Here is a 26,128-nt window from a genome sequence, read left to right as displayed (position 1 = left end):
CCCCGATGTGGTGTGCGGTGGACCTGCGCGACGGAAATCAGGCGCTGATCGACCCGATGAGCCCAGCCCGCAAACATCGGATGTTCGATCTGCTTGTGCGCATGGGCTACAAGGAGATTGAGGTGGGTTTTCCGTCGGCCAGCCAGACCGACTTCGATTTCGTACGCGAAATCATCACGCAGGGAAAGATTCCCGACGACGTCACGATCCAGGTGCTGACCCAATGCCGGCCCGAGCTGATCGAGCGGACGTTCGAGGCGTGCGAAGGCGCGCCACGGGCGATCGTGCACTTCTACAACTCGACGTCGATTCTGCAGCGCCGCGTGGTGTTTCGAGCCGACCGCGACGCCGTGAAGGCGATCGCCACCGACGGCGCCCGCAAGTGCGTCGAGGAAGCGGCGAAATACCCTGCCACCCATTGGCGTTTTGAGTACTCGCCGGAGTCCTACACCGGCACGGAGCTGGAGTACGCGAAGGACGTGTGCGACGCGGTCGGTGACGTCATCCAGCCGACGCCGGACAACCCGATCATCTTCAACCTGCCCGCCACCGTCGAGATGGCCACCCCGAACGTGTATGCCGACTCGATCGAGTGGATGCACCGCAACTTGAACCGCCGCGACAGCGTGATCCTGAGCCTGCACCCGCACAACGACCGCGGAACTGCGGTCGCTGCAGCAGAATTGGGCTACCAGGCAGGCGCTGACCGGATCGAGGGATGCCTGTTCGGCAACGGCGAGCGCACGGGCAACGTCTGCATCGTCACTCTGGGCATGAACCTGTTCAGTCGCGGCATCGACCCGCAGATCGACTTCTCGAACATCGACGAGATCCGGCGCACCGTTGAGTACTGCAACCAGCTGCCGGTGCATGAACGTCATCCCTACGGTGGCGATCTGGTCTACACCGCGTTCTCGGGCAGCCACCAGGACGCCATCAACAAGGGCCTGGACGCGATGAAAGTCGCGGCGGACGAAGCGAATGCCGATGTCGACGACATCACGTGGGAAGTGCCGTACCTGCCAATCGACCCGAAGGATGTCGGGCGCACGTACGAGGCCGTGATCCGGGTGAACTCGCAATCCGGTAAGGGCGGCGTGGCCTACATCATGAAGGCCGACCACGGGCTCGTGCTGCCGCGCCGACTGCAGATCGAGTTCTCGCAGGTGATTCAGAAGATCACCGACGGCGAGGGCGGCGAGGTGTCCTCGAAGGAGATGTGGGACGTCTTCGCCGACGAGTACCTGCGCCCCGTGCGTCCGCTGGAGCGTATTCGGCAGCGAGTGGACGCCGCGGAAGTCGACGGCGGCACTGACACGATCGTCGCGACCGTCCGCGTGAACGGTGAGGACGTGGAGATCGTCGGCGCAGGCAACGGGCCCCTGGCGGCGTTCGTGGACGCGCTCGGTGCGGTCGGCATCGATGTCGCGGTGCTCGATTACAACGAGCACGCGATGTCGGCCGGCGAAGAAGCGCAGGCAGCAGCCTACGTTGAGGCGTCGGTCAACGGGCGCACGGTGTGGGGTGTGGGTATCGCCACGTCGATCACCACCGCATCGCTGAGCGCGGTCGTGTCCGCCGTCAACCGGGCAGCGGGCTAGCCGGCGTCGGGACGCGGGGGCAGCGCAGCGAGCCAGGAATCCGGCAGCAATTCAATCAACTGACCGTCCGGGTCGCGGATCATCGCAAACTGTTCTGTGACCGTCGCTTTCACGACTGATCCGCCGAATTCGTCGACCAGTGCCAGCACGCCGGGCAGGTCGGATACGGACAGCGACAGATGGGTGAGGCCGACTTCGTCCATGACGCGCTCGCCCCGCGTCTGTACCTCTCGCTGTGAGTAGTCGATGAATTCGAGCACGAGTCCGTCCCGAACCAGATATGTCGCCCGCACTCCGATCGGCCTCTCGAGCTGCAGAAGCTGCTGGGTGCCATCGTCGGGCAGCTCCAGATCCCACCAGAACTGGAACCCAAGCAACCCCTCATAGAAGCGGCGGGAGCACTCACGATCCGCGACGCACAACCCCACGTGATTGAACACCGTCCGATGACCGGTCACTACAGCCTCCCATCGCGCGTGAGCGCCCAAAGATGCAAAGATAGCGCAATAGGGTGTACAGCTAAGCGGCAACACCGCGCCGGGCCGCGCGCTTCTTCGCGGATCTGGTTGTGTTGAAGGGATTTTCGATGACGACACCTCCCAACGTCGAGCCCTCAGCGGTTGTCGATTTCGACCACCATTCCGACGCGTTCAACCTCAACGAGCGCGAGATCAACGCTGACCTGCGCCGCAGGTGTCCGGTGGCGTGGAACGAGAACTACGGCGGCTTCTGGTTCGCGACCAGCTACGAGGCGGTGGCCCAGGTCGCGCGCGACGGTGAGACGTTCGCGCACAAGTACGATCCCGACTCCCCTGACGGGGTGGACTACCAGGGCGAAATGGGGGTGCCGCGCCCGGAAGGTCAACCCGCTCTCGGAATCGGCGAGGTTGACGGCCCCTACCACGTGGCGTTGCGACGTGCGCTCGCGCCGTTCTTCTCGCCGCGCGCCGTCGACGCGATGAGACCGTTCATGGAGCAGTCCGTGCACTGGTTTCTCGATCAGCGGATCGGTGATGGCCAGATGGATCTCGTGCTCGACTACGCGAGCCCCGTTCCGGCGATTCTGACGATGAAGCTGATGGGTCTGCCGTACGACAACTGGCAGCTCTACGCCAACTTGTTCCACTCGGTCATGGCGGTTTCGCAGGACAGCGACGAGTACGCGCGGGCCATCGCGGAAGTCCCCGCGATGATGTCGGATCTGTTGGAATTCACGGCGCAACGTCGGCGCGATCCGGGCAACGACTTGACGAGTTTCCTCGTGCAGATCGAAATCGACGGCAAGCGCCTCGACCACACCCAGCTCATGGACATCCTCTGGAATCTCATCGGCGGCGGCGTGGACACCACCACCTCGCAGACCTCGCTGACCTTTCGTCATCTGGGCATGCACCCGGAGCTGAGGTGGCAACTCATCGAGAATCCGACCCTGTATGCCACTGCTACCGACGAATTTCTGCGCTACTTCTCCGTCAACCAGCAGTTGAGCAGGACCGTGACGCGCGACGTCGCCCTCTGCGGACAGCAGCTGCGCCGCAATGACCAGCTCGTCATCAGCTGGTTCGCGGCAAACCACGATGAGGAGGAATTCCAGCGGGCCGACCAAGTGCAGCTAGATCGCACGCCCAACCGGCACCTCGCGTTCGGTCTCGGGCCGCACCGCTGCATCGGGTCGCACCTCGCGCGGGTGATGTTCGAGGTGATGGTCAAGGCGGTTCTCGAACGCATTCCCGACTACGTGGTTGACGTCGACCGGGTCCACGAATATCTGGGCAACCCGAGCATGACGGGGCTGGGCCGGCTGCCGGTGACCTTCACTCCAGGGGAATCCCGCGCAACGGCGCGCCCGCACTGAGCTCGGGTCAGAACAACGCGAACTGGTCGCCGTCGGCGGTCGAATCCCTGAATTCCTCGATGCGCGCGCCACCGATGATGCCCTCGAGTTGGACAAGGAAGTCGGCATCCGTCATCAGCGATATGCGCAGCTCGTGGGCCTGGAAACCCTTGCCGTGTTCGGGGCTGGGCTCGTTGCAGAGCACCAGTGAGGTCTGGGGATCGACGGCGTCGGTGTAGGCGAGCCCGGCATGCAGAATCCGCTCGATCAGTTCCTCGTGCGTGCGAGTCACCTCGGCCGACAGCGCGACGCGCATGCCTTGCACGATCGGACGTCCGGAGACGAACGGACCGGGGTTGGCGTAGGGGCACGGCAACCGCGACGCCAGCATCTTGAGCGGCCGCAGTTCGTCGTGCGTGACGTGACCGGTCGGCCAGCGCCGCCGGGTCACCGGGCGCACCGGCAGCCACACCTTGCGTTCGCGGGCCCGCACCAGCGCCGGCTTGAGGATCTGGCCCAGCACGAGAGCGTCGTCGAGGGCATCGTGCGGGCGCAATTGGGTGATGCCCCAATGCGCCGCAAGCGTGTCCAGCCGGAAGTTGGCGACGTCGAGGTCCAGCCGGCGCGCCAGCTCCACGGTGCACATCACCGAGTCGATCGGCAGCTCCATCCCCGCCAGCTCGGCCTCGGCAGCCAGAAAGGCGTAGTCGAAGCCGACGTTGTGCGCGACCAGCGTGCGGCCTCGCAGCACGTCGGCGACGTCTCCGACGACGTCGGCGAATCGGGGCTGGCCGGCCAGCATCTCGGCGGTGAGGCCGTGCACGTGGGTGGGACCGGGATCGACACCGGGGTTCAGAAGGGTCGAGACGCTGTGCTCGACGTTGCCGTCGTCGCCGAGTGCCAGCGCTGCAATGCTGATGATGCGCGCATGCCCGGGCCGGAAGCCCGAGGTCTCGACGTCGACGACCGCCCAGCCGGCACCGTTTTCAACGGCCGGCCGACCCCAGGTGGCTGCCTCGAGGCCGCCCTTGTCGGGAGGAGCGGACACAAGCTCAGAATCCCACGGCACCCCGACAATCGACGGGAGCGTCGATCCGGGGGCGTCAGCGTGTCGCGCGTGCGAACGGCTTGTCAGAAGTCGAATCTGACCTGCGCGGTGCGGCTAGATTCAGGGCGATGTCGGACGTGTTCGTGTCGTACTCGCGCGACGATCGCGAATACGTAGCGCGCATCGTCGCGGCGCTGGAAGCCGCAGGTGAGAACGTGTGGGTCGATCTCGAGGACATCGCGCCGTCGGCGCTGTGGATGGACGAGATCAAGAGGGCGATCGCGGCGGCGGATTCAATGGTCTTCTTCCTGTCCCCGGACTCCGTTGCCTCAGCGGTGTGCCGTGAGGAACTCGACCACGCAGTCGAGCTGTCGAAGCGCATAGTGCCGGTCCTGATCCGGGACGTATCCGATGTGCACGTGCCGGCGCCGCTGCCCGACATCAATTGGGACTTCGTGCGGCCGGAGACCTTCGACCACGATGTCGCCCAGCTGGTCGAGGTGCTCAACACCGACATTGCGCGGGTCCATCAGCACACGCGGCTGCTCGTGCGGGCCACGGAATGGCAGAGCCGCGAGAGCGACGCCAGCCTGCTGCTGCACGGGTCACAGCTGGCTGAAGCGGAGAAATGGCTCGAGGGTCAGACCGACCAGAAGCCGACGACGACGCCGCTACAGGCCAGGTTCATCGCCGCCAGCCGCCGAGCGGCAACAGGCAGGCAGCGGGCGTGGTGGATTGCCACCGTTGCGATCGCCGCGGTCTTCGCCGTGATCGCGGGTTTCGCAATCATCGAGTGGCGCAATGCATCTCGCGAACGCGAAATCGCCATGAACGAGCGCAACGTAGCGGTGTCTCGCGAATTGATTGCTGAGTCCCAAGCCTCGGTGCAGCGAGATCCACAGCTGGCTCTGATCTTGGCGCTGCGGGCTTACGACACTTCATCGTCGTCGTTCGCGGAGGATGCCGTACGCGCGGCCCTGCGCGCATCGGCGGTCCGAGCCATCCTGCCAGAACAGCTGCTTCCGCCGTCAGGCTCGGGATACGTGCAAGTCGGTAGGCATGCATACGATTCGACGGGCGAGAACGTGGTCGTGGCCACCGATCACACTGTGGCCGTGTGGAATTGGTCAAACTCGACGGCGGACGCGCCGAGGGTGCCGGTGGCACTGCCGGTGGCAGCCGCGCTAGAGGACGTGATGGGAGCGGAGTTCCGCGCCGACAACCGCGTCGTGTTCGCGACCCGCAGCGGCGGAGTGTACGAGTGGGATTGGAAGGCCGGAACCTCCCCTGACTCGGTAAGGCAAGTCGCTCAGGTCGGCCGGAACCCAAAACTCGGCCCTGGTGGCACATTGACAGCCGTGGCCGAGACCACGCAATCGGACGTCGTGGTCACGACGGTCGGCACCGGCCGCGCGATGCACCTCGATGTCGGCAAGGGCGTCGACGAAGTCGGATTCAGCCCTGACGGCACCCTCGTGGGCACGAACAGCTCCGGTGAACTGGGTGTGTGGTCGGTGGCTACCGGCACGAGGACGATGACGATCCCGTTGGGACCAACCGTGGACGGTGAGATGAGTTTCAGCCCGGACAACCGCCGGGTGGCAATCGGCGCGTCGGGCGAGATCAAAGTCGTCAACCTGGAGAAACCCGACGAGGTGACTACCTTGAGTTTGGACACCCCTCCGGGACTGCCGGCGCACTGCTGCGACGTCAACGAACCGACCGCCCTGGTCTGGAACCCCTACGGCACCGCCCTCGTGGCCGCGACGAGTGATGCGACCGTCCGGATTTGGGTCGGCGGAGAGACGTCGCCCGTGTATCTGAACGGCGGCGACACCACGGCGGGCGGCGTCTCCTTCAGCGCCGACGGAATTCACCTGTTGTCAGGCGGCCGTCAGGCCGCGGTGTGGGACTGGGCGGCCGGCAGCCCGCTGTCCCTTGTGGGGGAGGGCTTCACACCGCCGGTGTTCGGCCAGCAAGGAAACATCGTCGCCGTGGCCGACGCCGGGGCAAACGCGTTGCTTGTCGACACCGACCGGTTATCCGTGCGGCGACTGACCCGCGGCACGCCGCTGGCGTTCAGTGCGGACGGACACCTCGCGCTGGAGGAACCCGGCGCCGTGACGGTCTGGGACATCGGAGCAGATGTCCAAGTCGCCCGGTTGCCCGTCGACAACTCGGGCTACGGCACCGGACCAGGGTCGGTGTATCCGAGGTTCACAGCCGAGTTCGATCAGGCCGGCACGTCGCTGGGGCTGCTCGATACCGCCACCCGTCCCGGCAAACTTGTTCGATGGCAATGGAATTCGAGCGGCACCACACAGCAATTGCGCGGTGACTACGGGCAGGACGGGGTGAAGGCCCTTGTCCTTCGGGCCCCCGACGGCACGATCCACTACATCGCTCGCGACAACCTCGAGTCGTGGAATGGCCGCGATCCCCCACGCATCCTGGCTACGCTAACCGACCCGACAGGCGACATCGATAAGGCCGAATACTTGTCGGAGGCGAGGATTCTTCTGACCTTCGGTGCGCAAACCCGTGTATGGGACCTCAATAAGAAGAGCATCGAAGCGCCTCTGCCCGACATCAATGTCGGCCAGTTCGCCCTCTCGGGCGACCGCCGGTTTCTCGCGGTTTCCGACGATGGCGGGTTCGTCCATCTGTGGGATATGCGCCCGGGCAATCCGCCGATCGAGGTCGGCAGGTACGAGGCTGCACCCCACGTTGCGTTGAATCACGACGGGTCGCGGATAGCCATTAGCGACGTCAAGGCCCTCCGACTTCTCAATATTGAGTTCGCCGGGCCCTTCTCAAACGTTCTCGACTTGGCGCGCAGGCACGTCGCGCGACATTTGACTCCTAAAGAAGAAGACCGCTTGCTGCCGAGGTGAGGTTGGTAGGCGCCGCACCTAAACTCTGCGGGGTGATCACGCCGCGGGGACGGGCAGCGCTGGCGGCCGGAGCCGCCGCGCGCTGGGCGTCACGGGTGACCGGCCGCGGAGCAGGGGCGATGATCGGCGGCCTGGTCGCGATGACGCTCGACCGCTCGCTTTTGCACCAACTGGGCCAGGGCCGCAGGACCGTCGTCGTCACCGGCACGAACGGCAAGTCCACCACCACCCGGATGACCGCGGCGGCGCTGAGCAGCCTGGGCGCGGTGGCCACCAACTCCGAAGGCGCGAACATGGATGCCGGGCTGATCGCCGCGCTGGCCGTCGCACGCGATGCGCCGCTGGCCGCGCTCGAGGTGGACGAGATGCACGTGCCGCACGTGGCCGACGCGGTGGATCCGCGGGTGATCGTGCTGCTGAACCTTTCGCGTGATCAGCTGGACCGGGTCGGTGAGATCAACGCGATCGAGCGCGCGCTGCGAACGGGGTTGGCTCGTCACCCTGACACTGTGGTCGTCGCCAACTGCGACGACGTGCTGATGACGTCCGCTGCGTACGACTGCCCGCACGTGGTGTGGGTGGCCGCGGGCGGCGGATGGGCCAACGACTCGGTGAGCTGCCCGCGATCCGGCGAGGTGATCGTGCGCGACGCCGGTCATTGGTACAGCACCGGCACCGATTTCAAACGCCCGACACCACAGTGGTGGTTCGACGATGAAAACCTCTACGGCCCAGATGGTTTGGTTTTGCCGATGAAGCTCGCCCTGCCGGGTGCAGTGAACCGGGGGAACGCGGCGCAGGCGGTGGCTGCGGCTGTGACCCTTGGCGTTGACCCCGCTGCGGCGGTGGCCGCAGTGGCGGGTGTCGACGAGGTAGCCGGCCGGTACCGCACTGTGGATGTGGGCTCGCACACCGCGCGACTTCTGTTGGCCAAGAACCCGGCCGGCTGGCAGGAGGCGCTGTCGATGATCGACAAGCACGGCGCAGGCGTCGTGATCGCAGTCAACGGCCAGGTGCCCGACGGTGAAGACCTGTCGTGGCTGTGGGACGTGCGTTTCGAGCACTTCGACGACACGGCCGTGGTGGCGGCCGGTGAGCGCGGTACCGACCTCGCGGTGCGTCTGGGGTACGCGGGCGTCGACCACACGCTGGTCCACGACACCGTCGGCGCGATCGAGTCGTGCCCGCCCGGGCACGTCGAGGTGATCGCGAACTACACGGCGTTCCTGCAACTGCAGCGGAGGCTCGCCCGATGAGCGCTCGCGCGAAGAGCAACGACCGGGCTGACTCCACGGTCCGGATCGGGCTGGTGCTGCCCGACGTGATGGGCACGTACGGCGACGGCGGCAACGCCGTGGTGCTGCGGCAGCGGCTGCGGCTGCGTGGCATTGCCGCGGAGATCGTCGAGGTCACGCTGGCCGACCCGGTGCCCGCCGAACTGGATCTGTACACGCTCGGTGGCGCCGAGGATTACGCGCAGCGGCTGGCCACCAAGCACTTGATCCGCTACCCGGGGCTGCAGCAGGCCGCGTCGCGGGGCGCACCGGTGCTGGCGATCTGCGCGGCGATCCAGGTGCTCGGGCACTGGTATGAGACGTCGGCCGGCGAGCGCGTCGACGGCGTCGGAATGCTCGATCTCGTCACCGCGCCCCAGCAGGTGCGAACGATCGGCGAGTTGGCTTGCCGGCCGTTGCTGGAAGGACTGTCAGAACCGCTGACCGGGTTCGAGAACCACCGCGGTGGAACCGTGCTGGGGGCGGCCGCGAAACCACTGGGCGCGGTGACCAAGGGCGCGGGCAATAAGGCGGGCGACGGGTTCGACGGCGCAGTGCAGCGCAGCGTGGTGGCGACGTACATGCACGGGCCGTGCCTTGCCCGCAATCCGCAGCTCGCCGACGTGTTGTTGGCACGGGTGGTCGGCGATCTGCCGCCGCTGGACCTCGACGAGGTCGCGCTGCTGCGCCGCGAACGCCTGGCCGCCCGCTGACGCTCGTCTCGCCCGTCGGCTAGCCAGCGCCGAAAGTCACGTTGCGTAGACGACACGCCGCGTGGGACCGCCGTAACGTTAATCTGGCGCAAAACCTGAGGGGCCTATAGCCCGAGGTCGCGGAGGAACTCCGGCTTGTACGCCTCGAGCATGACGTACGCCGGGTCGGGTGTGCCGATGGCGAGGTCGTCCGGAGGCGCGGCATCCGGCTCGTCGCCCTCGATGAACACCCACTCCTGCGTATCCGAATTCCATTGCAGCACACTGACATCGGCCTCGACGTGGTCCTCAGTCGCCAGTTCGGTCACCGTGCGCTCGGCTTCGCGGGCGTCGGCGATGCTGCGCGTGTACAAGAAGATCTGCTCGCCGTCGCGGGTCACCGTCACGCGACTGCCGAGCCGCTCGCGCGCGTCGTCATCCAGCCCGAGCGTCCGCAGCCGGTCCCACACGGACAACCGGTGTTCGTCGCCACCGAGCGTGACCTCGACCCTGAATTCCTCATCCGGCACGAGCCACACCCTACTCAGACCATGGCGCGCCGGCCGGAAAGTGCCCGGCCGAGGGTGAGCTCGTCGGCGAATTCGAGATCGCCGCCCATCGGCAAGCCGGATGCGATGCGCGTGACGGTGAGGCCCGGAATGTCGCGCAGCATCCGCACGAGGTACGTGGCTGTCGCCTCGCCTTCGGTATTGGGGTCCGTCGCGATGATCACCTCGCTGATCTCGACGTCATCTACCCGCTCACCGAGGCGGTTCAGCAACTCACGGATCCGTAACTGGTCGGGCCCGACACCGGACAAGGGGTCCAGCGCGCCGCCCAGCACGTGGTACCTGCCCCGGAATTCGCGGGTGCGCTCGACCGCTTGGATGTCCTTCGGCTCCTCGACAACGCACACGACCGAACTATCGCGGCGGGTGTCGGCGCAGATGCGGCAGCGCTCGCCGTCGGACACGTTGCCGCACACCTCACAGAACTGCACCCCGTCGCGCACCCTGCCCAACACCGCCGTCAGCCGGTCGATGTCCGGCGGCTCGACGGACAACAGGTGGAACGCGATCCGCTGCGCACTCTTCGGGCCAATCCCCGGAAGCTTGCCCAACTCGTCGATCAGGTCTTGGACCGGCCCCTCGAACAACTCAAAGCCCCAACCCGCCGGCCAGTGGACCCAGTTGGCTCTGCGCCAAATCGGTCACCTGTTCAGACGCGTCGGCGAGCGCCCCAACGATCAAGTCCTGCAGCGTCTCGACGTCCGAGGGGTCGACGACCTTCGGGTCGATGGTCACCCCGGTTACCTCGCCGCTGCCTTTCATCGTGACCTGTACCAGCCCACCGCCGGCCTGCCCGGTCACCTCCGCGGCGGCCATCTTCTCCTGCGCTTCCATCAGCTGCTGCTGCATCTGCTGCGCCTGCGCGAGCAGCGCGGACATGTCCGGTGTTTCTCCCGGTTGCATCACGGTCCTCTTGCCTGTTGATATCGACTTCGTTTCAGCTGGGCGCTGGACCTCCCAAGACTAGCCGTGAGCAGGCTACTTTGACGCAGTGCCCGACCCCCTGCGCCTGCGTGTCGGCGCCGCGATCGCCGCCACGGTAACGGTCGCTGCCGCGCTTGTGGCCGCTCCGCATGCCGCCGCGGCGCCCGCCAACATCGCGGGCATGATCGTGTTCATCGACCCGGGCCACAACGGCGCCAACGACGCGTCGATCAACAAGCAAGTGCCCACCGGGCGCGGCGGCACCAAGGAATGTCAGACGACGGGCACCAAAACCGACGACGGTTACCCGGAACACACATTCAACTGGGAAGTCGCGCTGCGGGTACGCGCGATGCTCAATCAACTCGGGGTGCGGACCGCGATGTCCCGCGGCAACGACAATGCAGTGGCGCCGTGCGTCGACGAACGCGCGGCGATGGCCAACGCACTGCACCCGAACGCGATCGTGTCCATCCACGCCGACGGCGGTCCCGCGTCGGGCCGAGGGTTCCATGTCAACTACTCGGCGCCGCCGCTCAACGCCGCGCAATCCGGTCCCGCGGTGCAGCTGGCACGCATCATGCGCGACCAGCTTCAGGCCAATGGCATCCCGCCGGCCAACTACATCGGCAGTGACGGACTCAACGGCCGTGCCGACCTTGCGGGTCTCAACCTGGCCCAGTACCCCGCTGTGCTCGTCGAGCTGGGAAACATGAAGAACCCCGCCGACGTCGCGCTGATCACCACGCCCGAGGGCAGGCAGAAATACGCTGCCGCGGTGGTGCAGGGTATCGCGGGCTACCTGGGCCAGAGCGCGCCTGTCGCCTAGGCCTTTGTCCCTGAGCCCTCGAGCTCTTGCTTGAGGTTGGCCAGCACGATGGTCTGGATCTTCTTCAAGCCCAACGGGGCGAAGATCTTCTCGAAGAAACCCTTGACGCCGCCGGCGCCGTCCCAGCTGGTCTTCGTGGTCACCGTCGATCCGGTGCCGGCAGGGGCGACGGTCCAGTTGGTCACCATCGACGAGTTGGCGTCCTTCTCGATCACGGTGTGACCCGCGACGTCCACGGTGGCCTGCACGTCACGCACGCGCTTCTCGGTGGCCTGCAGCTTCCACTTCGCCACCGTGCCCTGCCCTTGACCGCCTTGCAGCACCTGATAGTCGCTGTAGTGCGACGACAGGATCTTCGGGCGCACTGTCTGGTAGTCGGCGACCGCGGCGAGCACAGTTTCCGGTGCGGCGTTTATATCGACGCTGCTGGCCGCGCTGACCTTTCCCATCAGGCAAAACTCCTCTACATGTGACGCACGTTGTGGCGTGAGCGGTCGCATCGGCTGCGACCGCGGACTAGCGTATATGCGTGTCAGTTCCCTCCGCCTCCCAGCGAGCTGAGGCCTGGTCCGCACACGAATCGGGCGTCCGACGACTGCTCGCGAGCTTTCGCGACATCCCGCCGACCGCCACCGTCCGGCTGGCCAAGCCGACGTCCAACCTGTTTCGCGCGCGGGCCAAACGCGACGCCAAGGGGCTCGACACGTCGAAGCTGACGGGCGTGATCTCCGTCGACCCGCAGGCCCGTACCGCCGACGTCGCGGGCATGTGCACCTACGAGGACCTTGTCGCAGCGACGCTGCCGTACGGGTTGTCACCGCTGGTCGTCCCGCAGCTCAAGACGATCACCCTGGGCGGCGCGGTCACCGGCCTCGGCATCGAGTCGGCGTCGTTCCGCAACGGCCTGCCGCATGAGTCGGTGTTGGAAATGGACATCCTCACGGGCACCGGCGAGGTGGTCACGGCATCGCCGGACCAGCACCCGGAGTTGTATAGAGGATTCCCGAATTCCTATGGCACACTGGGCTATTCGGTCCGACTCAAGATCGAGCTGGAACCCGTGAAGCCGTTCGTCGCGCTGCGCCACCTACGGTTCCACTCGCTCGACGACCTCGTCGCCGAGATGGACCGGATCATCGATACCGGCGGCCATGACGGCGTCCCGGTGGACTACCTCGACGGAGTGGTGTTCAGCGCCGACGAAAGCTACCTCTGCGTCGGGGTGCAGACCGCGACGCCCGGCCCGGTGAGCGATTACACCGCCCAGAAGATCTACTACCGCTCGATTCAGCATGCCGACGGCGAGAAGGCTGACCGGCTGACGATCCACGACTACCTGTGGCGGTGGGACACCGACTGGTTCTGGTGCTCACGGGCGTTCGGCGCGCAGAACCCCAAGATCAGGAGATGGTGGCCGCGACGGCTGCGCCGCAGCAGTTTCTACTGGAAGCTCGTTGCCTACGACCAGCGGTTCAACATCGCCGACCGGATCGAGAAGCGCAACGGCAGGCCACCCCAGGAGCGCGTGGTACAGGACGTCGAGGTGCCGATCGAGCGCTGCACGCAGTTCCTGAAGTGGTTCCTCGAAAGCGTTCCCATCGAGCCGATTTGGTTGTGTCCGATACGTCTTCGCGACTCCGACGGCTGGCCGCTCTATCCGATCCGGCCGGGGCGCACCTACGTCAACGTCGGGTTTTGGTCATCGGTGCCGGTGGGTACTACAGAGGGCGAGACAAATAGGCTGATCGAGGCCAAGATCAGCGAGCTAGACGGCCACAAGTCGCTGTATTCGGACGCCTATTACGGCCGCGACGAGTTCGACGATCTCTACGGTGGCGAGACCTACAAAACGTTGAAGAAGACCTACGACCCTGATTTACGCTTCCTCGATCTGTATGCGAAGGCGGTGCAACGACGATGACGACATTCAAAGAGCGAACCACGACGGACACGGCGGCGAAGATGTCGTTGGCGGAGATCCTCTCGATTTTCGCCGAAGGCCGACTGCCACTGCGTTTCACCGCCTACGACGGGAGCAAGGCGGGACCCGACGATGCCGAGCTCGGCCTGGATCTGCGGACCCCGCGCGGCACGACATACCTGGCCACAGCTCCCGGTGAACTGGGGTTGGCGCGCGCCTACGTCTCGGGTGACCTGGAACCGTACGGGGTGCATCCGGGCGATCCGTACGAGCTGCTGAACACGCTCGCCGACAAGTTGGAGTTCAAGCGGCCGCCGGCGCGAGTGATGGCCAGGATCGTGCGGTCGATCAGCGTCGAACATCTGCTGCCGATCGCGCCGCCGCCCCAGGAGGCGCTGCCACGCTGGCGGCGAATCGCAGAGGGACTGCGGCACAGCAAGTCTCGCGATGCCGAGGCGATCCATCACCACTACGACGTTTCGAACACCTTCTACGAGTGGGTGCTTGGCCCGTCGATGACGTACACATGCGCGTGCTACCCCGACGCTGACGCGAGCCTGGAAGAGGCGCAGGAGAACAAGTACCGGCTGGTGTTCGAGAAGCTACGGCTTCAGCCAGGCGATCGTCTGCTGGACGTGGGTTGCGGCTGGGGCGGCATGGTGCGCTACGCGGCGCGCAACGGCGTCAAGGCCACGGGCGTCACGCTTTCGGCGAACCAGGCGGACTGGGCTCAGCGGGCGATTGCAGAGGAGGGACTGGCCGATCTCGCCGAGGTGCGCCACAGCGACTATCGCGACGTCGGCCAGACCAACTTCGACGCAGTGTCGTCGATCGGGTTGACCGAGCACATCGGCGTCGCGAACTACCCCGCGTATTTCGGGTTCCTTCTGTCGAAGCTTCGCGCCGGCGGGTTGCTGCTCAACCACTGCATCACCCGTCACGACAACAAGCACACCACCGACGCAGGCGGGTTCATCGACCGCTATGTCTTCCCCGACGGGGAGCTCACCGGATCGGGGCGGATCATCACCGCGATGCAGAACACCGGTTTCGAGGTTGTGCACGAGGAAAACCTGCGCCACCACTACGCAATGACGCTGCGGGACTGGTGTGCCAACCTCGTCGCGCATTGGGACGAGGCCGTCGACGAGGTCGGGCTGGCCACCGCCAAGGTGTGGGGGCTGTACATGGCCGGCTCACGGGTGGGGTTCGAGCACAATGCGATTCAGCTGCATCAGGTGCTCGGCGTCAAGCTCGACGAGCGTGGCGGCGACTGCGGTCTGCCGCTGCGGCCGTGGTGGAGGCCCTAGGCGCCGTCGATACGGCGCGCGCCTAGCTCGTTCTGCAACAGCTCAAGCGCCACTTCCTCGGGGTCGCGCCGAGGCGCGTCGGCGTTGTGGCTGGCCTCGGCAAGCATACTGTCCTCGTCGGGTTCGTTCTGCGGCGAATCCTGTTCTGCGGCAGCGACTTCGCAGCGGACCTTCCAGTCCACACCCAATGTGTCACGGAGGGCGTCGCGAATCACGTCGACGTTGCGTTGCTCGCACAGCCTCTTGACCAGCGTGACAGCGGGATGGCTGAGCACCAGTGTGTCACCGTCCAGCGAGCGCACGATCGCGTCGCTCAGCATGGCGTTGACGGACTTGCTGCGCTCGCTCACATGCTCGCGCACGGTCGACCACTGCCGACGGACGGCCGCGGCGTCGATGTCACCCAGCGCGGGCTCGGGTGCGGGTTGGGGCTCGGGTGGCGGCTTCGGCGCGGGCTCTGGCGCGGGCTTCGGCTCGGGTTCGGGCTTGGACTTGGGCGCGGACTTCGGCGCGGGTTGTGGTGCCGCAGCGGCCTTGGGTGCGGGTTCCCGTTTGGGTGGCGGAGCCTCGGGGACGGACATGTCCAGCCGGTTTTCGATGCGCTCGACGCGCTGCAGCACAGCCGCTTCCGAATCGCTGGCCGATGGCAGGAGCAGCCGCGCGCACACCACCTCGAGCAGCAGGCGTGGCGCGGTGGCGCCGCGCATCTCGCCCAATCCCGCGTGTACCACCTCGGCATAGCGCGTCAGCGTCGCGGTGCCCAGGCGCCCCGCCTGATCGCGCATCCGCTCGAGCACGTCGCCGGGCGCGTCAACCACCCCGCGGGCCGCTGCGTCCGGAACAGCCTGCAGCACAATAAGATCCCGGAATCTCTCTAGGAGATCGGTGGCGAACCGCCGCGGATCATGTCCGGCGTCGACCACTGACTCCACCGCGCTGAACAACGCAGCCGCATCGTTGGCCGCGAGCGCGTCGACCGCATCGTCGATCAGCGCGACGTCGGTGGCACCGAGCAACGCCAACGCTCGCGGGTACCGGACCTGGTTTCCCTCAGCACCGGCCAACAGCTGATCGAGCACCGACAGGGTGTCGCGGGGTGATCCGCCGCCGGCGCGGATCACCAGCGGGTACACGGTGTCCTCGACGTCGACGCCCTCTTGGGTGCAGATGCGTTCGATCAGGCCCCGCATGGTCCGCGGAGCCAGCAGGCGGAAGGGATAGTGATGCGTCCGAGACCGAATGGTGGGCAGCACCTTGTCCGGCTCGGTGGTGGCGAACACGAAGATCAGATGTTCGGGGGGTTCCTCGACGATCTTGAGCAGCGCGTTGAATCCTGCCGTGGTGACCATGTGGGCTTCGTCGATGATGAAGATGCGGTAGCGCGACTGCGCGGGAGCGTAGAAGGCCCGGTCACGCAGCTCTCGTGTGTCGTCGACGCCGCCGTGGCTGGCCGCGTCGAGCTCGACCACGTCGATGCTGCCGGGCCCGTTGGGCGCCAGCGCGAGGCAGGAGTCACACACTCCGCATGGCGTGGCGGTGGGGCCCTGGGCGCAATTGAGGGAGCGCGCGAGGATCCTGGCCGACGACGTCTTGCCGCAACCGCGAGGGCCGGAGAAGAGGTAGGCGTGGTTGATGCGGCCGGCCTGCAGTGCAGTGCACAGCGGTTCGGTAACGTGCTCCTGGCCTACCACCTCGGCGAAGGTTGCCGGTCGATATTTGCGGTACAGGGCCACGGTCAGCAGGCTACCGACGGCATCCGACGACGGCTCGCTCGCGGACAGCGCGGATGGCGCAAGTCGCTGAGACGCGCGCTCACCGGCGCAGCAGCAGCGACTCGGTCGCCGCCAACAACGCGCAGGTGGCCAGCCCGTCGACGGCCGTGGACAGGTCCTCCATCGACGGGAACGTCGGCGCCAACCGGATGTTGCGGTCGTCGGGGTCTTTTCGGTGCGGGAACGCCGCCCCCGCCTCCGTGAGAGCGATTCCCGCGTCCTTGGCCAGCCCGATCGTGCGCCGAGCCGTCCCGGGCAGCACGTCGAGGCTGATGAAGTAGCCCCCCTTGGGCTCCGTCCACGACGCGATCTTCGAATCGCCGAGCCGATCCTCGAGGATGTGCAGCGCCAGCGCGAATTTGGGCGCCAGCAGCTGCTGGTGACGACGCATGTGCAGCCGCACACCGTCGGCATCCCCGAGAAAACGCAGATGCCGCAGTTGGTTGACCTTGTCCGGGCCGATCGAGCGCTTGCCCGAGTACTGCAGGTACCACGCAATGTTGCCCAGCGAGCCGCCGAAGAAGCTGACGCCGGAACCGGCGAAGGTGATCTTGCTCGTCGACGCGAACACGTAGGGCCGGTTCGGATTTCCCGCCGCCGCCGCCAGACCGAGGACGTCGATCTGCCGCACGAAGTCGTGGGTGAGAGTGTGCACGCAATACGCGTTGTCCCAGAACAGCCGGAAGTCTGGCGCCGCCGTGCGCATCTGCACCAGCCGCCGCACGACTTCCCACGAATACGTCGTGCCCGTCGGGTTCGAGAACACCGGCACCGCCCACATGCCCTTGATCGCAGGGTCGGATGCCACCAACTCCTCGATGAGGTCGACGTCCGGGCCGTCCTCGCGCATCGGGACGGTGATCATCTCGATGCCGAGGGTCTCGGTGATCGCGAAGTGGCGGTCATACCCCGGCGACGGGCAGAGGAACTTGACGGCAGGCTCGCTGATCCACGGCTTCGGAGAGTCCGCACCGCCGTGCAGCATCGAAAACGTCACGATGTCGTGCATCAGCTCGAGGCTGGCGTTGTTGCCGGCGATCAGGTTGGGCACCGGGATGCCGAGCAGCTCGCCGAAGATCGCGCGCAGCTCGGGCAGACCGTGCAGGCCGCCGTAATTGCGGGTGTCTGTGCCTTCGCCGTCACGGAAGTCAGGACCGGGAAGCGACAGCAGAGCGTTGGAGAGATCCAGCTGCGCCGGCGACGGCTTTCCGCGGGTCAGGTCCAGCGCGAGCTTCTTGGCCCGCAGCGCCGCGTAGTTCTCTTGCTGAGCTTGGTGCTGCGCCATCAGCTCGTCATGGCCGAGGGAACTGAAGGAGGGCACGCGTTGTCACCTCCGGTTGCGCCACGGGGAATTACGAGGGGACCCCGCGCACCCGCCAGAGCCCATTGACCCTTGCTGCCTTCCGGCCCTGGGGGAGTTCACAGGATAGACGCCGCGCGGGGTCCACGGTGAGTCTAGTACGCGCGTCCCCCGCGACTGCCAGGCCGTCCAGACCGGTCGGCTACCATGACCGCGGAGGATTCGCCTAGTGGCCTATGGCGCTCGCCTGGAACGCGGGTTGGGTTAACAGCCCTCGCGGGTTCAAATCCCGCATCCTCCGCCAGTCGGGGTGGGGGCCATAGCCGGCGATCGGTTGCCCTGCATCCAGAACAGAATCGATTGAGCGCCCAGATGGCGCGCTGAGGAGGGGCATGAGCCGCACCGTCGCGGTGATTGTGCACGCGTTGATCTCGCTCGCTGCGGGCGCGATGTACTTTTTCTTCGTCCTTCCGCGCTGGTGGGAGCTGCAAGGCGACCTCTCCTCGACATGGGGCTTGGTCTTGCGGATCGTCACCGGCGTGCTGATCGGGCTCGCCGCGCTGCCGGTGTTGTTCACGTGGCTGCGCGTCCGCCGCCCCGAGTACGGCACACCCGAGCTGGCGTTGCGGTTGCTGATGTGCTCGATCGCGCTGCATGTGGTCAGCGCCGTCGTGATTATCGCGACGGCGATCGCCGAGATCTGGTTGAAGCTCGATGACGCCGGGCAGTGGATCTTCGGTGCCTACGGCGCCGCCGCTGCGATCGGCCTGCTCGGCATCTTCTCCTTCTACCTGGCATTCGTCGCCGAACGGCCGCCGCCACCGCCGCGGCCGCTGAACGAGACGGAACGCAAGAGCCGCTGGTGGCGCCGCAAGCGCGACCTCGACCGGGGCGAGCGAAGCGACGGGACAGCGTCAGAGCCGGAGTCCGCGGTTGCGGCCGAGGACGACGAAGACGTCAAGCCGGAGAAGACGTGGGGCGAACAGGTGCCCGACGACGACGCCGAGGAGCTGGAGAAGCCAGTCCCGGTGACGGAGGCAGAGGACGAGACCGTCGAGGTCAACACCCCGGCCGAGGACGTCTCTGGGACGACTGATGATGAGACGGCGCCGAGCGACGACGTAGCCGCGGACAGCAAGGCCGCCAAGAACGGGACCGCCGCTGACGACGCTCCCGCCGACGACGCTCCCGCCGACGACGAGGCGCCCGACGAGGACACCGTCGCTTCGGGCACTTCCCGCGGCGGCATTCGCAACCGACGGCCCGCGGGCAAGATCCGTCGATCGCGCAGGATCCGGAAATCCGATAGCGGAGTGGCCGTCGAGGACGACTAGCGGGAGTTTGTCGCAGGTCGTTTCGGCGATGAACGCACCCAGGCCGGTCGTCGTCGCAGTAACGGGTCGTTCTGTGCCGCGAAAGTCAGGATATGGGTGATGGTTCTGACCCATTTCGACAACAAGCGGACCGCAGGCCACTATTAAAAATGAGATTGTGTAGTCCGACCGAGCCGGAGAGGCAGCCGATGGACGCAGAGAAGACCCCGTGGACGCGTCCACTGGCCGCGTTCGCTGCGGTGATAGCGACGGTCCTCACGCTGTTCGCGCCCGTCTGGGGGTCGTCGGCACCCATCGTCGCGGCGCAACCCGGCGACGCCCAGGTCGCCGCGGACGCCGCCGAGCAGGCCATGGTGCAGATCACCACCACGGTCGATTACCAGGGCGTCGTCGGAAACGGCGCGGGCATCGTCATCAGCCCAGACGGAACGGTGCTGACGGCCAATCACGTGGTGGCGGGCGCAGACCGCATCTCGGCGACAAATGTAGGCAGCGGGCAGAAGTTCTCGGCGCAGTTGCTCGGGTACGACCGGACGAACGACGTCGCGCTGATCCAGCTGCTCGGGGCAGGGGGTCTGCCGACCGCCCCGTTAGGCGATTCGAATCAGGTGCCGGTGGGCGAACCTGTGGTCAGTCTCGGCAATGCCGGCGGGCGCGGCATGGTCAGCCGCGAAGAGGGCACCGTGTCGACCGTGAGTGCGGACATCGTCGCCGAGGACGATCTGACGGGCAGTTCAGAGAAACTGACGGGCCTGATCGGCGTCGCGGCGCCCGTGCGGCCGGGGGACTCAGGCGGACCGCTGGTCAATGGCTCCGGGCAGGTCATTGGGCTGACGGTGGCGGCGTCGGTGAAGTATCGGGTCGGCGCCCCCGGCGGGAAGGGATTCGCGATCCCGATCAACAGGGCGCTGTCCATCGCCAACCAGATCCAGTCCCGGTCCGGATCAGACACTGTGCACGTTGGGCCGCCCGCGATGCTCGGAATCGGTGTTCGCACTGGCCGCCAGTCGGGATCCGGCGTCCAGGTTCGCGAGATCCTGCCCGGGACGCCCGCCGAACAGGCCGGCCTTCGCCAAAACGACGTGATCATCTCGATCGGCGGAGTCACGCTGGAGGACGCGACCGCACTAACGTCCGTGCTCGACCGCCATTACCCGGGCGAGACAGTCGAGGTGAGATGGGTCGACACCGCGGGGCAGCAGCGCAGTGCCAACCTGACGCTGGGGACAGGGCCCCACGGCTAAAGACGTTGCGGCACTAGGTTATTCATCTGGCGGGTTTTCTGGTGGGTGGGCGCTGGGCGGCGGGGGCCGCTGCAGCCATTTGCGCAACCGGAAAAGCGCGTCCACCACAAGCCCGACGGCTACAAGCGCCAGGATCACGAAGATCGCGGTGGTCACTCACGCATTCTTGCAGGGCGTGTCGACCGAGCGTTGGAGGTTGTCCGCGAGTAGCGTCGCGCACACGTGAACTCCCATGGGCGGCCGGTCTTTTCCCGAGCAAGGATTGCGACGGCGATCGTTGCTGCGGTCGTCGTGGCGTCGCAGTGGGTCGCGGTACCGGCATCCGCAGACGCGTCCGTGCACACCGTGACCGCAACCGATCTCGGCGCGACATGGCGGCCGGGTTGCCCCGTCGGGCCGGAGCAGCTTCGCCGCGTCGACGTCACATACCTGGGTTTTGACAACCAACCACACCGGGGCGCGCTGGTTGTCCACAAAGACCTTGCGGCAGAGGTGATCACCATCTTCGAGCGGCTCTACGAGCTGCGATTTCCGGTCGAGAAGATCCGCGACTTGAACTCCTATCCGAACGCCGAGGACGAACTGTCGATGGAAGATGACAACACCTCGGCGTTCAACTGCCGCGGCATCCCCGGGAGCAGCCGGTGGTCCTTGCACGCCTACGGTCGGGCTATCGACATCAACCCGCTGCTGAACCCGTCGATCGACAGCGCGGGGACGTTGGAACCGAAAAACGCGGCGGTGTACCTGGACCGCAAGCGCATTGACCCTGGCTTACTGCACTCCGGCGACGATGCCGTGCGCGCCTTCACCGATCGCGGGTGGACGTGGGGCGGAAATTGGAAATCGCCCGTCGACTACCAGCACTTCGAGCGTCCGAGCTAAACCGGCGCCGGCCCCACCAGCAGCTGCCGAATGACAGGTGCCGCCCAGCGACTGAGCTCCTCTTTTGACAGGTTCGCGATCGGGGGATTGGCGAGGATGTATCGGGTGGTGGCCAGTCCGATCACGAATGCGCCCATCAGCCCGATGCGTTGCAGTGGATGGTCTGGCGTCGCGGCCATCAGTTTCGGTGCGACCTGCCTGGCGAACACCCCTCGCAATGTGTCGGCTGCCGCTTCGCTGTTCACCGCAGCTCGCAAGAGCGCAAGAAACATCTCGTCCTCTTCCCAGACCGCGAAGAACTTGGGCAGCAGCAAGCCGGCCACCTCGTCCGTGTCCACGCCGGTGAGGTCGGGGCTGGCGTTCGGCGCCGCGGAGCTCTTGGTGAAGTGCGTGGCGGCAGACAGGCCCGAGGACTACGACCGTCAATGGCGGAAGATGACCCGAAGCTATCGATTGCTGACTGCGGCTCTGCTGCAGGCGAGTTCGTGCGCGGCGCTGCGAAGGTGCATCGTGCCGTCGGCCTACGCGCTTCCCGGTGTGTTCCGTCGGGGGGTCAACCTGCTTGCGCAGTAGGGGTACAACGCAAACAGCCGAGCCGGGAGAGGCTCGGCTCGGCTGTTTGAGTATTGGTCAGGTCAGGGGTGCTTGTTATACCGCATCAGGAATGCGATTGCGCCGAAGCCTGCGGCCACCCCGATGACGCCCCAGAGGACGATCGTGAAGACCAGAGCGCCCGACGAGATGCCGTAGCTGGAGAGCACCGTCGCGGCGTACACGCCCCAGAAGATGCGGTAGAGCGAGAAGAGAGCGGTCAGGCCCAAGGTGATTCCGATCACCAGGCTGCGGGTGCGGTCGACGCCCTTGAGCTGCTCTTCGACCTTGGTGGGAACGAGGTTCATGCGGGTGGTCCTTTCGTTTGGCGTCGTTGCCGGCGCCGTGTCGTTTTGGTCGTGAGAAGACTGCGGGCGGCGTCTTGGAGGATTCTTGTGGGAATCTTGGGGCCGCGACCGGGCATACCTGTGCGGCGTCAGTCAAAGGGCTGAAAGGCGTACGGGAGTTGAGGCACAACCGCTTTGGCGAGCCGCCGGGGTCCTGGAATGATACGGTTCGGCGTCGTATCAGGATTCCGAAAAGGTGGAGCAGTGGGTCCTTCGCATACCAGCTACTCGAGTAATTCGCCCTGGGTTTTTGCTGCGGTGATAGGCGTCATCCTGATCGTCTTCACGATTTCCGCGGTATTCGCCATTCGGAGGTGGATACGCATCGCAAGGATCGCGCGCGAGGCCCTTACCGAGGGTCGTCGCGCGCACGACAGCGGCGAACCTGTGCGGCCACCCGGCTGGTACGAGGACCCGGTCGACACGACGCTGATGCGGTACTTCGACGGCAAATCGTGGACCCAAACGACCGCGCCGCGCCAATAGATTTCAGGTCCGCGGGTTGCCGTCGTCGCGGACACGGGTCACCTGTGCGTCTCCTGTATCTGCCAGTCGATCGTCGGCATCGTTTGTAGGCTGTCGGCTAACTGCGCAACCGAGGGTTCCCGCATGAAGGTATTTGTCAACTACGCATGACGGTTTTCATCAGCTACTCCAGCCGGGACAGGGACGCCGTCAAGAGCCTTACCCAGGATCTGCAAGACGCCGACGAGCAGGTGTGGATGGATCAGCGCCTCGCCGGGGGAGAAGCCTGGTGGCGCGCGATTCTGGAACAGGTCCGGGGCTGCGACGTGTTCATCTTCGCGTTGTCGCAAAACTCCATCGAGTCCAAGCCATGTCAGGCCGAGCTGCAATACGCGCAGGCCCTCGGGCTGCCGATTCTTCCGGTACAGGTCGGCGTGCTCGACAGCATGGCGCTCAATCCGCTCGCAACGGTGCAGGCGATTGACTACCGTCGTCAGACTTCCAACACCGGCATGCGACTCATCTCGGCGCTGCACCGTGAGCGGGCACGACGTCAGCCCCTACCTGTACCGCTACCCGCGGAACCATCGGTGCCCTTTGAATACCTGATTCGGCTCTACACGACCATCTCGAACCCGGACTATCTCACCCCGCGGGATCAGGCCGCCCTCGTCGCCCAACTAGAGGTGGGACTCGGAGAAGACGGCCAGCATGAAGCAGCCCGCAACGACATCGTGACGATGCTGACCAAGCTGCGTGACCGCGAAGATGCCACCCATCGGACACGCTCCGAGGTGGAGGCCATCTTGGCCTCCCTCGTCGCGGAGTCGCCCACGGCGCTGGGTCGCCGGACCGACGTCGAAAGCCCCACGGAGTCTGGCCATCCCCGGGTAGCCGCGGATTCTCCGACAGATGGACCGGCCTACACCCAGATGCCACCGCCACCGCCCGGTAGCCCCGAGTGGTCGCCCCCGCCGGGGCCGGTTACGGCAGCGCAGCCCCCTGCGGCGACCAATGTTCGGCGCACCCGGGGCAAACTAGGTCGTGTTCTAGCCGTTCTGGTTGTTTTGGGCCTACTCGCGGTCGCTGCGAGCTCGTACGCAAAGGGTCTAAAAGCAACCGAACCGTCGTCAGCAGCATGGATGATTGGGATTTGTTGGGTGCTGATCATCGCGGGTGTCACGGTCGTGGTCCGGTCGCATCAGTCACGGGATCGCAAAGTCGTGATCAGCACCCTTTTTGTCGTAATCGTTTGGGTCGCCGCGTACCTCGTCCCGGCGCACAACAAGTTGTTTTCTTCTACCTCTGGCGACGAGGCCGGGATCAAAGCGGTCACCCAGAAGGTGGTCGACGCGTACAACAACGCTGACGGCGCGGCATTTCAGTCACTGCTCTGCAAACAGGCGATGGCCGCGCCTGATCCATCCGGCTTCCTGAAGGCGTTCGCCGGGGGGATAACCAGTTCGGCGTTGCAAGCCGACGTCCTCGAGAACGGGACCCTCTCCATATCCGTCACTGCGATTCATGTCAACGGAGAACGCGCGACGGCCTCTCTCACGTTCAGCAGATCGAAGTCGCCGAGCCAAACCCAAACGGACACCGAGTCATACCTCAAGGAAAACGGAAACTGGACGATTTGTCCTACTGACAGCTGACGGCACGTGTGGATCTAATCCGCATCACCGAACAGGCCCCTCTAGCGCCGCTTACCCTCGTCGTCGCAGACCAATTCCATGTGGACAGTACCCGAGTCCGCATAGGTGGGATCTAGGTCGCAGCTGCTGTCCTGCTTCTCGACAGGAGTTATTACTGACGCCTCGTAATGATGGCAGTCAGCAAAGCTCTACCGTAGTCTCCGCGAGCAGCAATAACAGGACCTAGATACAAGGACCCGAAACCGTACTTCCCGAAATCACCCGGTATGAGAGACATCCCAGGTAGCGCATTATTTGAAAGTCCCTACAGGTAGTTGCGAGAAATGATCCAGGTTGGCGTAGTAGGGGCCGCCCCGGCACGCACTGCACAGCTTTCAAGGAGCCGGTGACGGTACGCACCGTCTAGATTGTTGGCCCGTCATCCCTCCGGGGTGGCGGCCCGACCCCGTTTACCAAACCCTTGCTGGGTAGCCGTTTTGGCAAGGCGATGGGGACAGGGGACTAACCCCGTCCCGCGTTCAGCAGCAGCGCAACCCGGTCCCCATCGTCGCTAAAACGCGCCGGAGCGCGTCTGAGTAGTTGTTCCGTCCATCGGCCCGCCTATCCGGATTTCCCGGACTCCAGAAACAACGCCTGAGACGCGTTCCGCCATCCAACCCCACGGGTGGGGGGGCGGCCCGAGCCGGCATCGAACGTTGCTGGCTCAGCGATCGGATTCGTACTTGAACGAGATCGCCAGCCGGACCCGGTAGCCGCTAACCTGGCCGTTCTCGATGGTGACGTCTTGGCGGGTCACTTCGGCAACGCGGATTTCGCGGACTGTCGCCGCGGCGGTCTCGACCGCGGTGCGAGCAGCATGCTCCCACGATTCGGTGCTCGTGCCGATGACCTCGGTCACGCGGTAGACACTCATGTTCTCTCCTTCTTTTGGGCGCCCCGGCGGGAGATCCGGGGACGGGTGCGGCTAGCTGGCCGGACTGGCGAGCTGCAGTGATCGATGGTCTCGGCCGGATTGGCGCACCAGTTGCACTGCCTCAGCCGCCGATCCGACGGCTGGCAGTAGCTTCTCGGGATCTCCCACGCGAAGTAGCCGGCTCGCCGCCCGGTCGACGATCAGCGTCCACTTTGTGTGCGCGCGAGCGCATCGACTGTGCAGCGCGAACAGCGCGCAAAGTCCCTCGATGGCGATCAAGTCGATCCCGGTCAGGTCGACGATCAACGCGCCGCCCTCGGGAACCAGCCCGAAACTGTGGCGGCTCACGTCGTCAACATTCGCCGCGTCGATCTCGCCGCTGACGGTGATCACGGTGAGATCGGTGTCGATGTCCGCCCGCACGCTCGCGCCCCCACAGTCGATGACCGCGGCGCCGTTGTGACGTGAACCAGGTTCAATCTCAGGCTGTGAAGAAGTCATGCGGCCAGCCCTCGCTCGGGTGTTGCGCTGTGTGGCGGAACGCCGGGGAGCCGGACAGGGGCCCACAGGGGCGCCTCAGAGAACGCGACGCTTCTTAGGCTGATCAGTCAACCTAGGACTGAACCTACCCCAGACCTGCCGGGGTCGTCATCTAATCGTCGGTGCCCACGGATACGGTGCCGCTCGTGGGCGACGCAGCGGCTTGGGCATCAACGGCGAGTAACA

Annotated in this window: 27 protein-coding genes, 1 tRNA gene and 1 other RNA gene; 15 read left to right on the top strand and 14 right to left on the bottom strand. The window is 65.7% G+C overall.

Annotated features, from left to right (window positions below):
* A partial coding sequence (leuA, locus tag QOH60_RS17160; RefSeq protein ID WP_526422493.1) for a 2-isopropylmalate synthase occupies nt 1-1,601 on the top strand: 1,601 nt, incomplete at its 5' end.
* Here leuA and QOH60_RS17155 read toward each other — a convergent pair.
* Nucleotides 1,598-2,059, bottom strand: coding sequence for a VOC family protein (locus QOH60_RS17155; RefSeq protein ID WP_526422491.1), 462 nt, complete (start codon nt 2,057-2,059; stop codon nt 1,598-1,600). The two genes, leuA and QOH60_RS17155, sit on opposite strands and share 4 nt — an antisense overlap.
* 128 nt (nt 2,060-2,187) lie before the next feature.
* Between QOH60_RS17155 and QOH60_RS17150 the strand changes: the two genes are divergently transcribed.
* Nucleotides 2,188-3,456 carry a cytochrome P450 gene (locus QOH60_RS17150; RefSeq protein WP_526422488.1) on the top strand — a complete coding sequence of 423 codons (1,269 nt, stop codon included), beginning with the start codon at nt 2,188-2,190 and terminating at the stop codon, nt 3,454-3,456.
* Between the two features lie 7 nt (nt 3,457-3,463).
* On the opposite strand, the gene QOH60_RS17145 is transcribed toward QOH60_RS17150, so the two are convergent.
* Nucleotides 3,464-4,483, bottom strand: a complete 1,020-nt coding sequence (locus QOH60_RS17145; protein WP_526422486.1) for a DEDDh family exonuclease — start codon at nt 4,481-4,483, stop codon at nt 3,464-3,466.
* Between the two features lie 128 nt (nt 4,484-4,611).
* Here QOH60_RS17145 and QOH60_RS17140 point away from each other — a divergent pair, with 128 nt between their 5' ends.
* Genes QOH60_RS17140 through QOH60_RS17130 form a run of 3 tightly spaced genes read left to right on the top strand, consistent with a single transcriptional unit; the run spans nt 4,612 to nt 9,364 of the window.
* Nucleotides 4,612-7,377, top strand: coding sequence for a TIR domain-containing protein (locus QOH60_RS17140; RefSeq protein ID WP_526422484.1), 2,766 nt, complete (start codon nt 4,612-4,614; stop codon nt 7,375-7,377).
* A 32-nt stretch (nt 7,378-7,409) separates the two neighbouring features.
* Nucleotides 7,410-8,633, top strand: coding sequence for a MurT ligase domain-containing protein (locus QOH60_RS17135; protein WP_526422482.1), 1,224 nt, complete (start codon nt 7,410-7,412; stop codon nt 8,631-8,633).
* Nucleotides 8,630-9,364, top strand: a complete 735-nt coding sequence (locus QOH60_RS17130) for a type 1 glutamine amidotransferase (RefSeq protein ID WP_526422480.1) — start codon at nt 8,630-8,632, stop codon at nt 9,362-9,364. Before QOH60_RS17135 ends, QOH60_RS17130 begins: the two co-directional genes overlap by 4 nt.
* Nucleotides 9,365-9,468: 104 nt before the next feature.
* Here the strand turns inward: QOH60_RS17130 and QOH60_RS17125 are convergent, their stop codons facing one another.
* From QOH60_RS17125 to QOH60_RS17115, 3 genes are read right to left on the bottom strand one after another with little or no spacing between them, the layout of a single operon-like run.
* The gene (locus tag QOH60_RS17125) at nt 9,469-9,873 is read right to left on the bottom strand and encodes a hypothetical protein (RefSeq protein WP_526422478.1); all 405 of its coding nucleotides are present in this window, start codon (nt 9,871-9,873) and stop codon (nt 9,469-9,471) included.
* A 14-nt stretch (nt 9,874-9,887) separates the two neighbouring features.
* Complete coding sequence (gene recR / locus QOH60_RS17120; protein WP_526422476.1) at nt 9,888-10,499, bottom strand: recombination mediator RecR; 612 nt, start codon at nt 10,497-10,499, stop codon at nt 9,888-9,890.
* Between the two features lies 1 nt (nt 10,500).
* Nucleotides 10,501-10,815 (bottom strand): YbaB/EbfC family nucleoid-associated protein, encoded by a 315-nt coding sequence (locus QOH60_RS17115; RefSeq protein ID WP_526422474.1) that lies wholly within the window; start codon nt 10,813-10,815, stop codon nt 10,501-10,503.
* Between the two features lie 88 nt (nt 10,816-10,903).
* Here QOH60_RS17115 and QOH60_RS17110 point away from each other — a divergent pair, with 88 nt between their 5' ends.
* Nucleotides 10,904-11,665: an Rv3717 family N-acetylmuramoyl-L-alanine amidase gene (locus tag QOH60_RS17110; RefSeq protein ID WP_526422472.1), complete on the top strand. Its 762-nt coding sequence runs from the start codon at nt 10,904-10,906 to the stop codon at nt 11,663-11,665.
* Here the strand turns inward: QOH60_RS17110 and QOH60_RS17105 are convergent.
* Complete coding sequence (locus QOH60_RS17105; protein WP_526422470.1) at nt 11,662-12,114, bottom strand: SRPBCC family protein; 453 nt, start codon at nt 12,112-12,114, stop codon at nt 11,662-11,664. The genes QOH60_RS17110 and QOH60_RS17105 overlap by 4 nt on opposite strands.
* 80 nt (nt 12,115-12,194) lie before the next feature.
* Here QOH60_RS17105 and QOH60_RS17100 point away from each other — a divergent pair, with 80 nt between their 5' ends.
* Entirely contained in the window at nt 12,195-13,586 is a 1,392-nt protein-coding gene (locus QOH60_RS17100) for an FAD-binding oxidoreductase (RefSeq protein WP_526422468.1), read from the top strand.
* Nucleotides 13,583-14,896 (top strand): SAM-dependent methyltransferase, encoded by a 1,314-nt coding sequence (locus QOH60_RS17095; protein ID WP_526422466.1) that lies wholly within the window; start codon nt 13,583-13,585, stop codon nt 14,894-14,896. Before QOH60_RS17100 ends, QOH60_RS17095 begins: the two co-directional genes overlap by 4 nt.
* Here the strand turns inward: QOH60_RS17095 and QOH60_RS17090 are convergent.
* The 3 genes from QOH60_RS17090 to ffs form a co-directional block, all read right to left on the bottom strand.
* Nucleotides 14,893-16,629: a DNA polymerase III subunits gamma/tau gene (locus QOH60_RS17090; protein ID WP_526422464.1), complete on the bottom strand. Its 1,737-nt coding sequence runs from the start codon at nt 16,627-16,629 to the stop codon at nt 14,893-14,895. The genes QOH60_RS17095 and QOH60_RS17090 overlap by 4 nt on opposite strands.
* Before the next feature lie 79 nt (nt 16,630-16,708).
* Nucleotides 16,709-17,953, bottom strand: coding sequence for an aspartate aminotransferase type Ic (locus QOH60_RS17085; RefSeq protein WP_526422497.1), 1,245 nt, complete (start codon nt 17,951-17,953; stop codon nt 16,709-16,711).
* Nucleotides 17,954-18,022: 69 nt separating this feature from the next.
* An RNA gene (ffs, locus tag QOH60_RS17080) (signal recognition particle sRNA small type) lies at nt 18,023-18,117 on the bottom strand.
* Nucleotides 18,118-18,183: 66 nt separating this feature from the next.
* Here ffs and QOH60_RS17075 point away from each other — a divergent pair.
* The 3 genes from QOH60_RS17075 to QOH60_RS17065 all read left to right on the top strand — a co-directional run bounded on the left by QOH60_RS17075 (nt 18,184) and on the right by QOH60_RS17065 (nt 20,546).
* Nucleotides 18,184-18,272, top strand: a tRNA-Ser gene (locus tag QOH60_RS17075).
* A gap of 88 nt (nt 18,273-18,360) precedes the next feature.
* A complete protein-coding gene (lucA, locus tag QOH60_RS17070) occupies nt 18,361-19,302 on the top strand; it encodes a lipid uptake coordinator LucA (RefSeq protein WP_526422462.1) in 942 nt (313 codons plus the stop codon).
* 188 nt (nt 19,303-19,490) lie between these two features.
* A complete protein-coding gene (locus tag QOH60_RS17065; RefSeq protein ID WP_526422460.1) occupies nt 19,491-20,546 on the top strand; it encodes a S1C family serine protease in 1,056 nt (351 codons plus the stop codon).
* Between the two features lie 18 nt (nt 20,547-20,564).
* On the opposite strand, the gene QOH60_RS17060 is transcribed toward QOH60_RS17065, so the two are convergent.
* Nucleotides 20,565-20,702, bottom strand: a complete 138-nt coding sequence (locus tag QOH60_RS17060) for a hypothetical protein (protein ID WP_526422458.1) — start codon at nt 20,700-20,702, stop codon at nt 20,565-20,567.
* Between the two features lie 135 nt (nt 20,703-20,837).
* Between QOH60_RS17060 and QOH60_RS17055 the strand changes: the two genes are divergently transcribed.
* Entirely contained in the window at nt 20,838-21,431 is a 594-nt protein-coding gene (locus QOH60_RS17055; RefSeq protein ID WP_526422495.1) for a M15 family metallopeptidase, read from the top strand.
* On the opposite strand, the gene QOH60_RS17050 is transcribed toward QOH60_RS17055, so the two are convergent.
* Complete coding sequence (locus QOH60_RS17050; RefSeq protein ID WP_526422456.1) at nt 21,428-21,769, bottom strand: TetR/AcrR family transcriptional regulator; 342 nt, start codon at nt 21,767-21,769, stop codon at nt 21,428-21,430. The two genes, QOH60_RS17055 and QOH60_RS17050, sit on opposite strands and share 4 nt — an antisense overlap.
* 52 nt (nt 21,770-21,821) lie before the next feature.
* Between QOH60_RS17050 and QOH60_RS17045 the strand changes: the two genes are divergently transcribed.
* Entirely contained in the window at nt 21,822-22,004 is a 183-nt protein-coding gene (locus tag QOH60_RS17045) for a hypothetical protein (protein ID WP_526422454.1), read from the top strand.
* Between the two features lie 62 nt (nt 22,005-22,066).
* Here QOH60_RS17045 and QOH60_RS17040 read toward each other — a convergent pair whose 3' ends face one another.
* On the bottom strand, nt 22,067-22,330 hold the full coding sequence (locus tag QOH60_RS17040) for a hypothetical protein (RefSeq protein ID WP_526422452.1): 264 nt from the start codon (nt 22,328-22,330) through the stop codon (nt 22,067-22,069).
* Between the two features lie 243 nt (nt 22,331-22,573).
* Between QOH60_RS17040 and QOH60_RS17035 the strand changes: the two genes are divergently transcribed.
* Nucleotides 22,574-22,855 (top strand): DUF2510 domain-containing protein, encoded by a 282-nt coding sequence (locus QOH60_RS17035; protein WP_526422450.1) that lies wholly within the window; start codon nt 22,574-22,576, stop codon nt 22,853-22,855.
* Nucleotides 22,856-23,001: 146 nt separating this feature from the next.
* Nucleotides 23,002-24,489 (top strand): Rv0361 family membrane protein, encoded by a 1,488-nt coding sequence (locus tag QOH60_RS17030; protein ID WP_526422448.1) that lies wholly within the window; start codon nt 23,002-23,004, stop codon nt 24,487-24,489.
* Nucleotides 24,490-25,192: 703 nt separating this feature from the next.
* Here the strand turns inward: QOH60_RS17030 and QOH60_RS17025 are convergent.
* Both QOH60_RS17025 and QOH60_RS17020 read right to left on the bottom strand, forming a co-directional pair.
* The gene (locus tag QOH60_RS17025) at nt 25,193-25,402 is read right to left on the bottom strand and encodes a dodecin family protein (RefSeq protein ID WP_526422446.1); all 210 of its coding nucleotides are present in this window, start codon (nt 25,400-25,402) and stop codon (nt 25,193-25,195) included.
* A gap of 51 nt (nt 25,403-25,453) precedes the next feature.
* Nucleotides 25,454-25,903: an STAS domain-containing protein gene (locus QOH60_RS17020; protein WP_526422444.1), complete on the bottom strand. Its 450-nt coding sequence runs from the start codon at nt 25,901-25,903 to the stop codon at nt 25,454-25,456.
* Between the last annotated feature and the right edge of the window lie 225 nt (nt 25,904-26,128).

Origin of the sequence: Mycobacterium sp., assembly GCF_032159765.1 — a bacterium.
Taxonomy (GTDB): Bacteria; Actinomycetota; Actinomycetes; order Mycobacteriales; family Mycobacteriaceae; genus Mycobacterium.
Note: the sequence above shows the minus strand (reverse complement) of the source record. Positions and strands in the feature narration are given on the sequence as shown.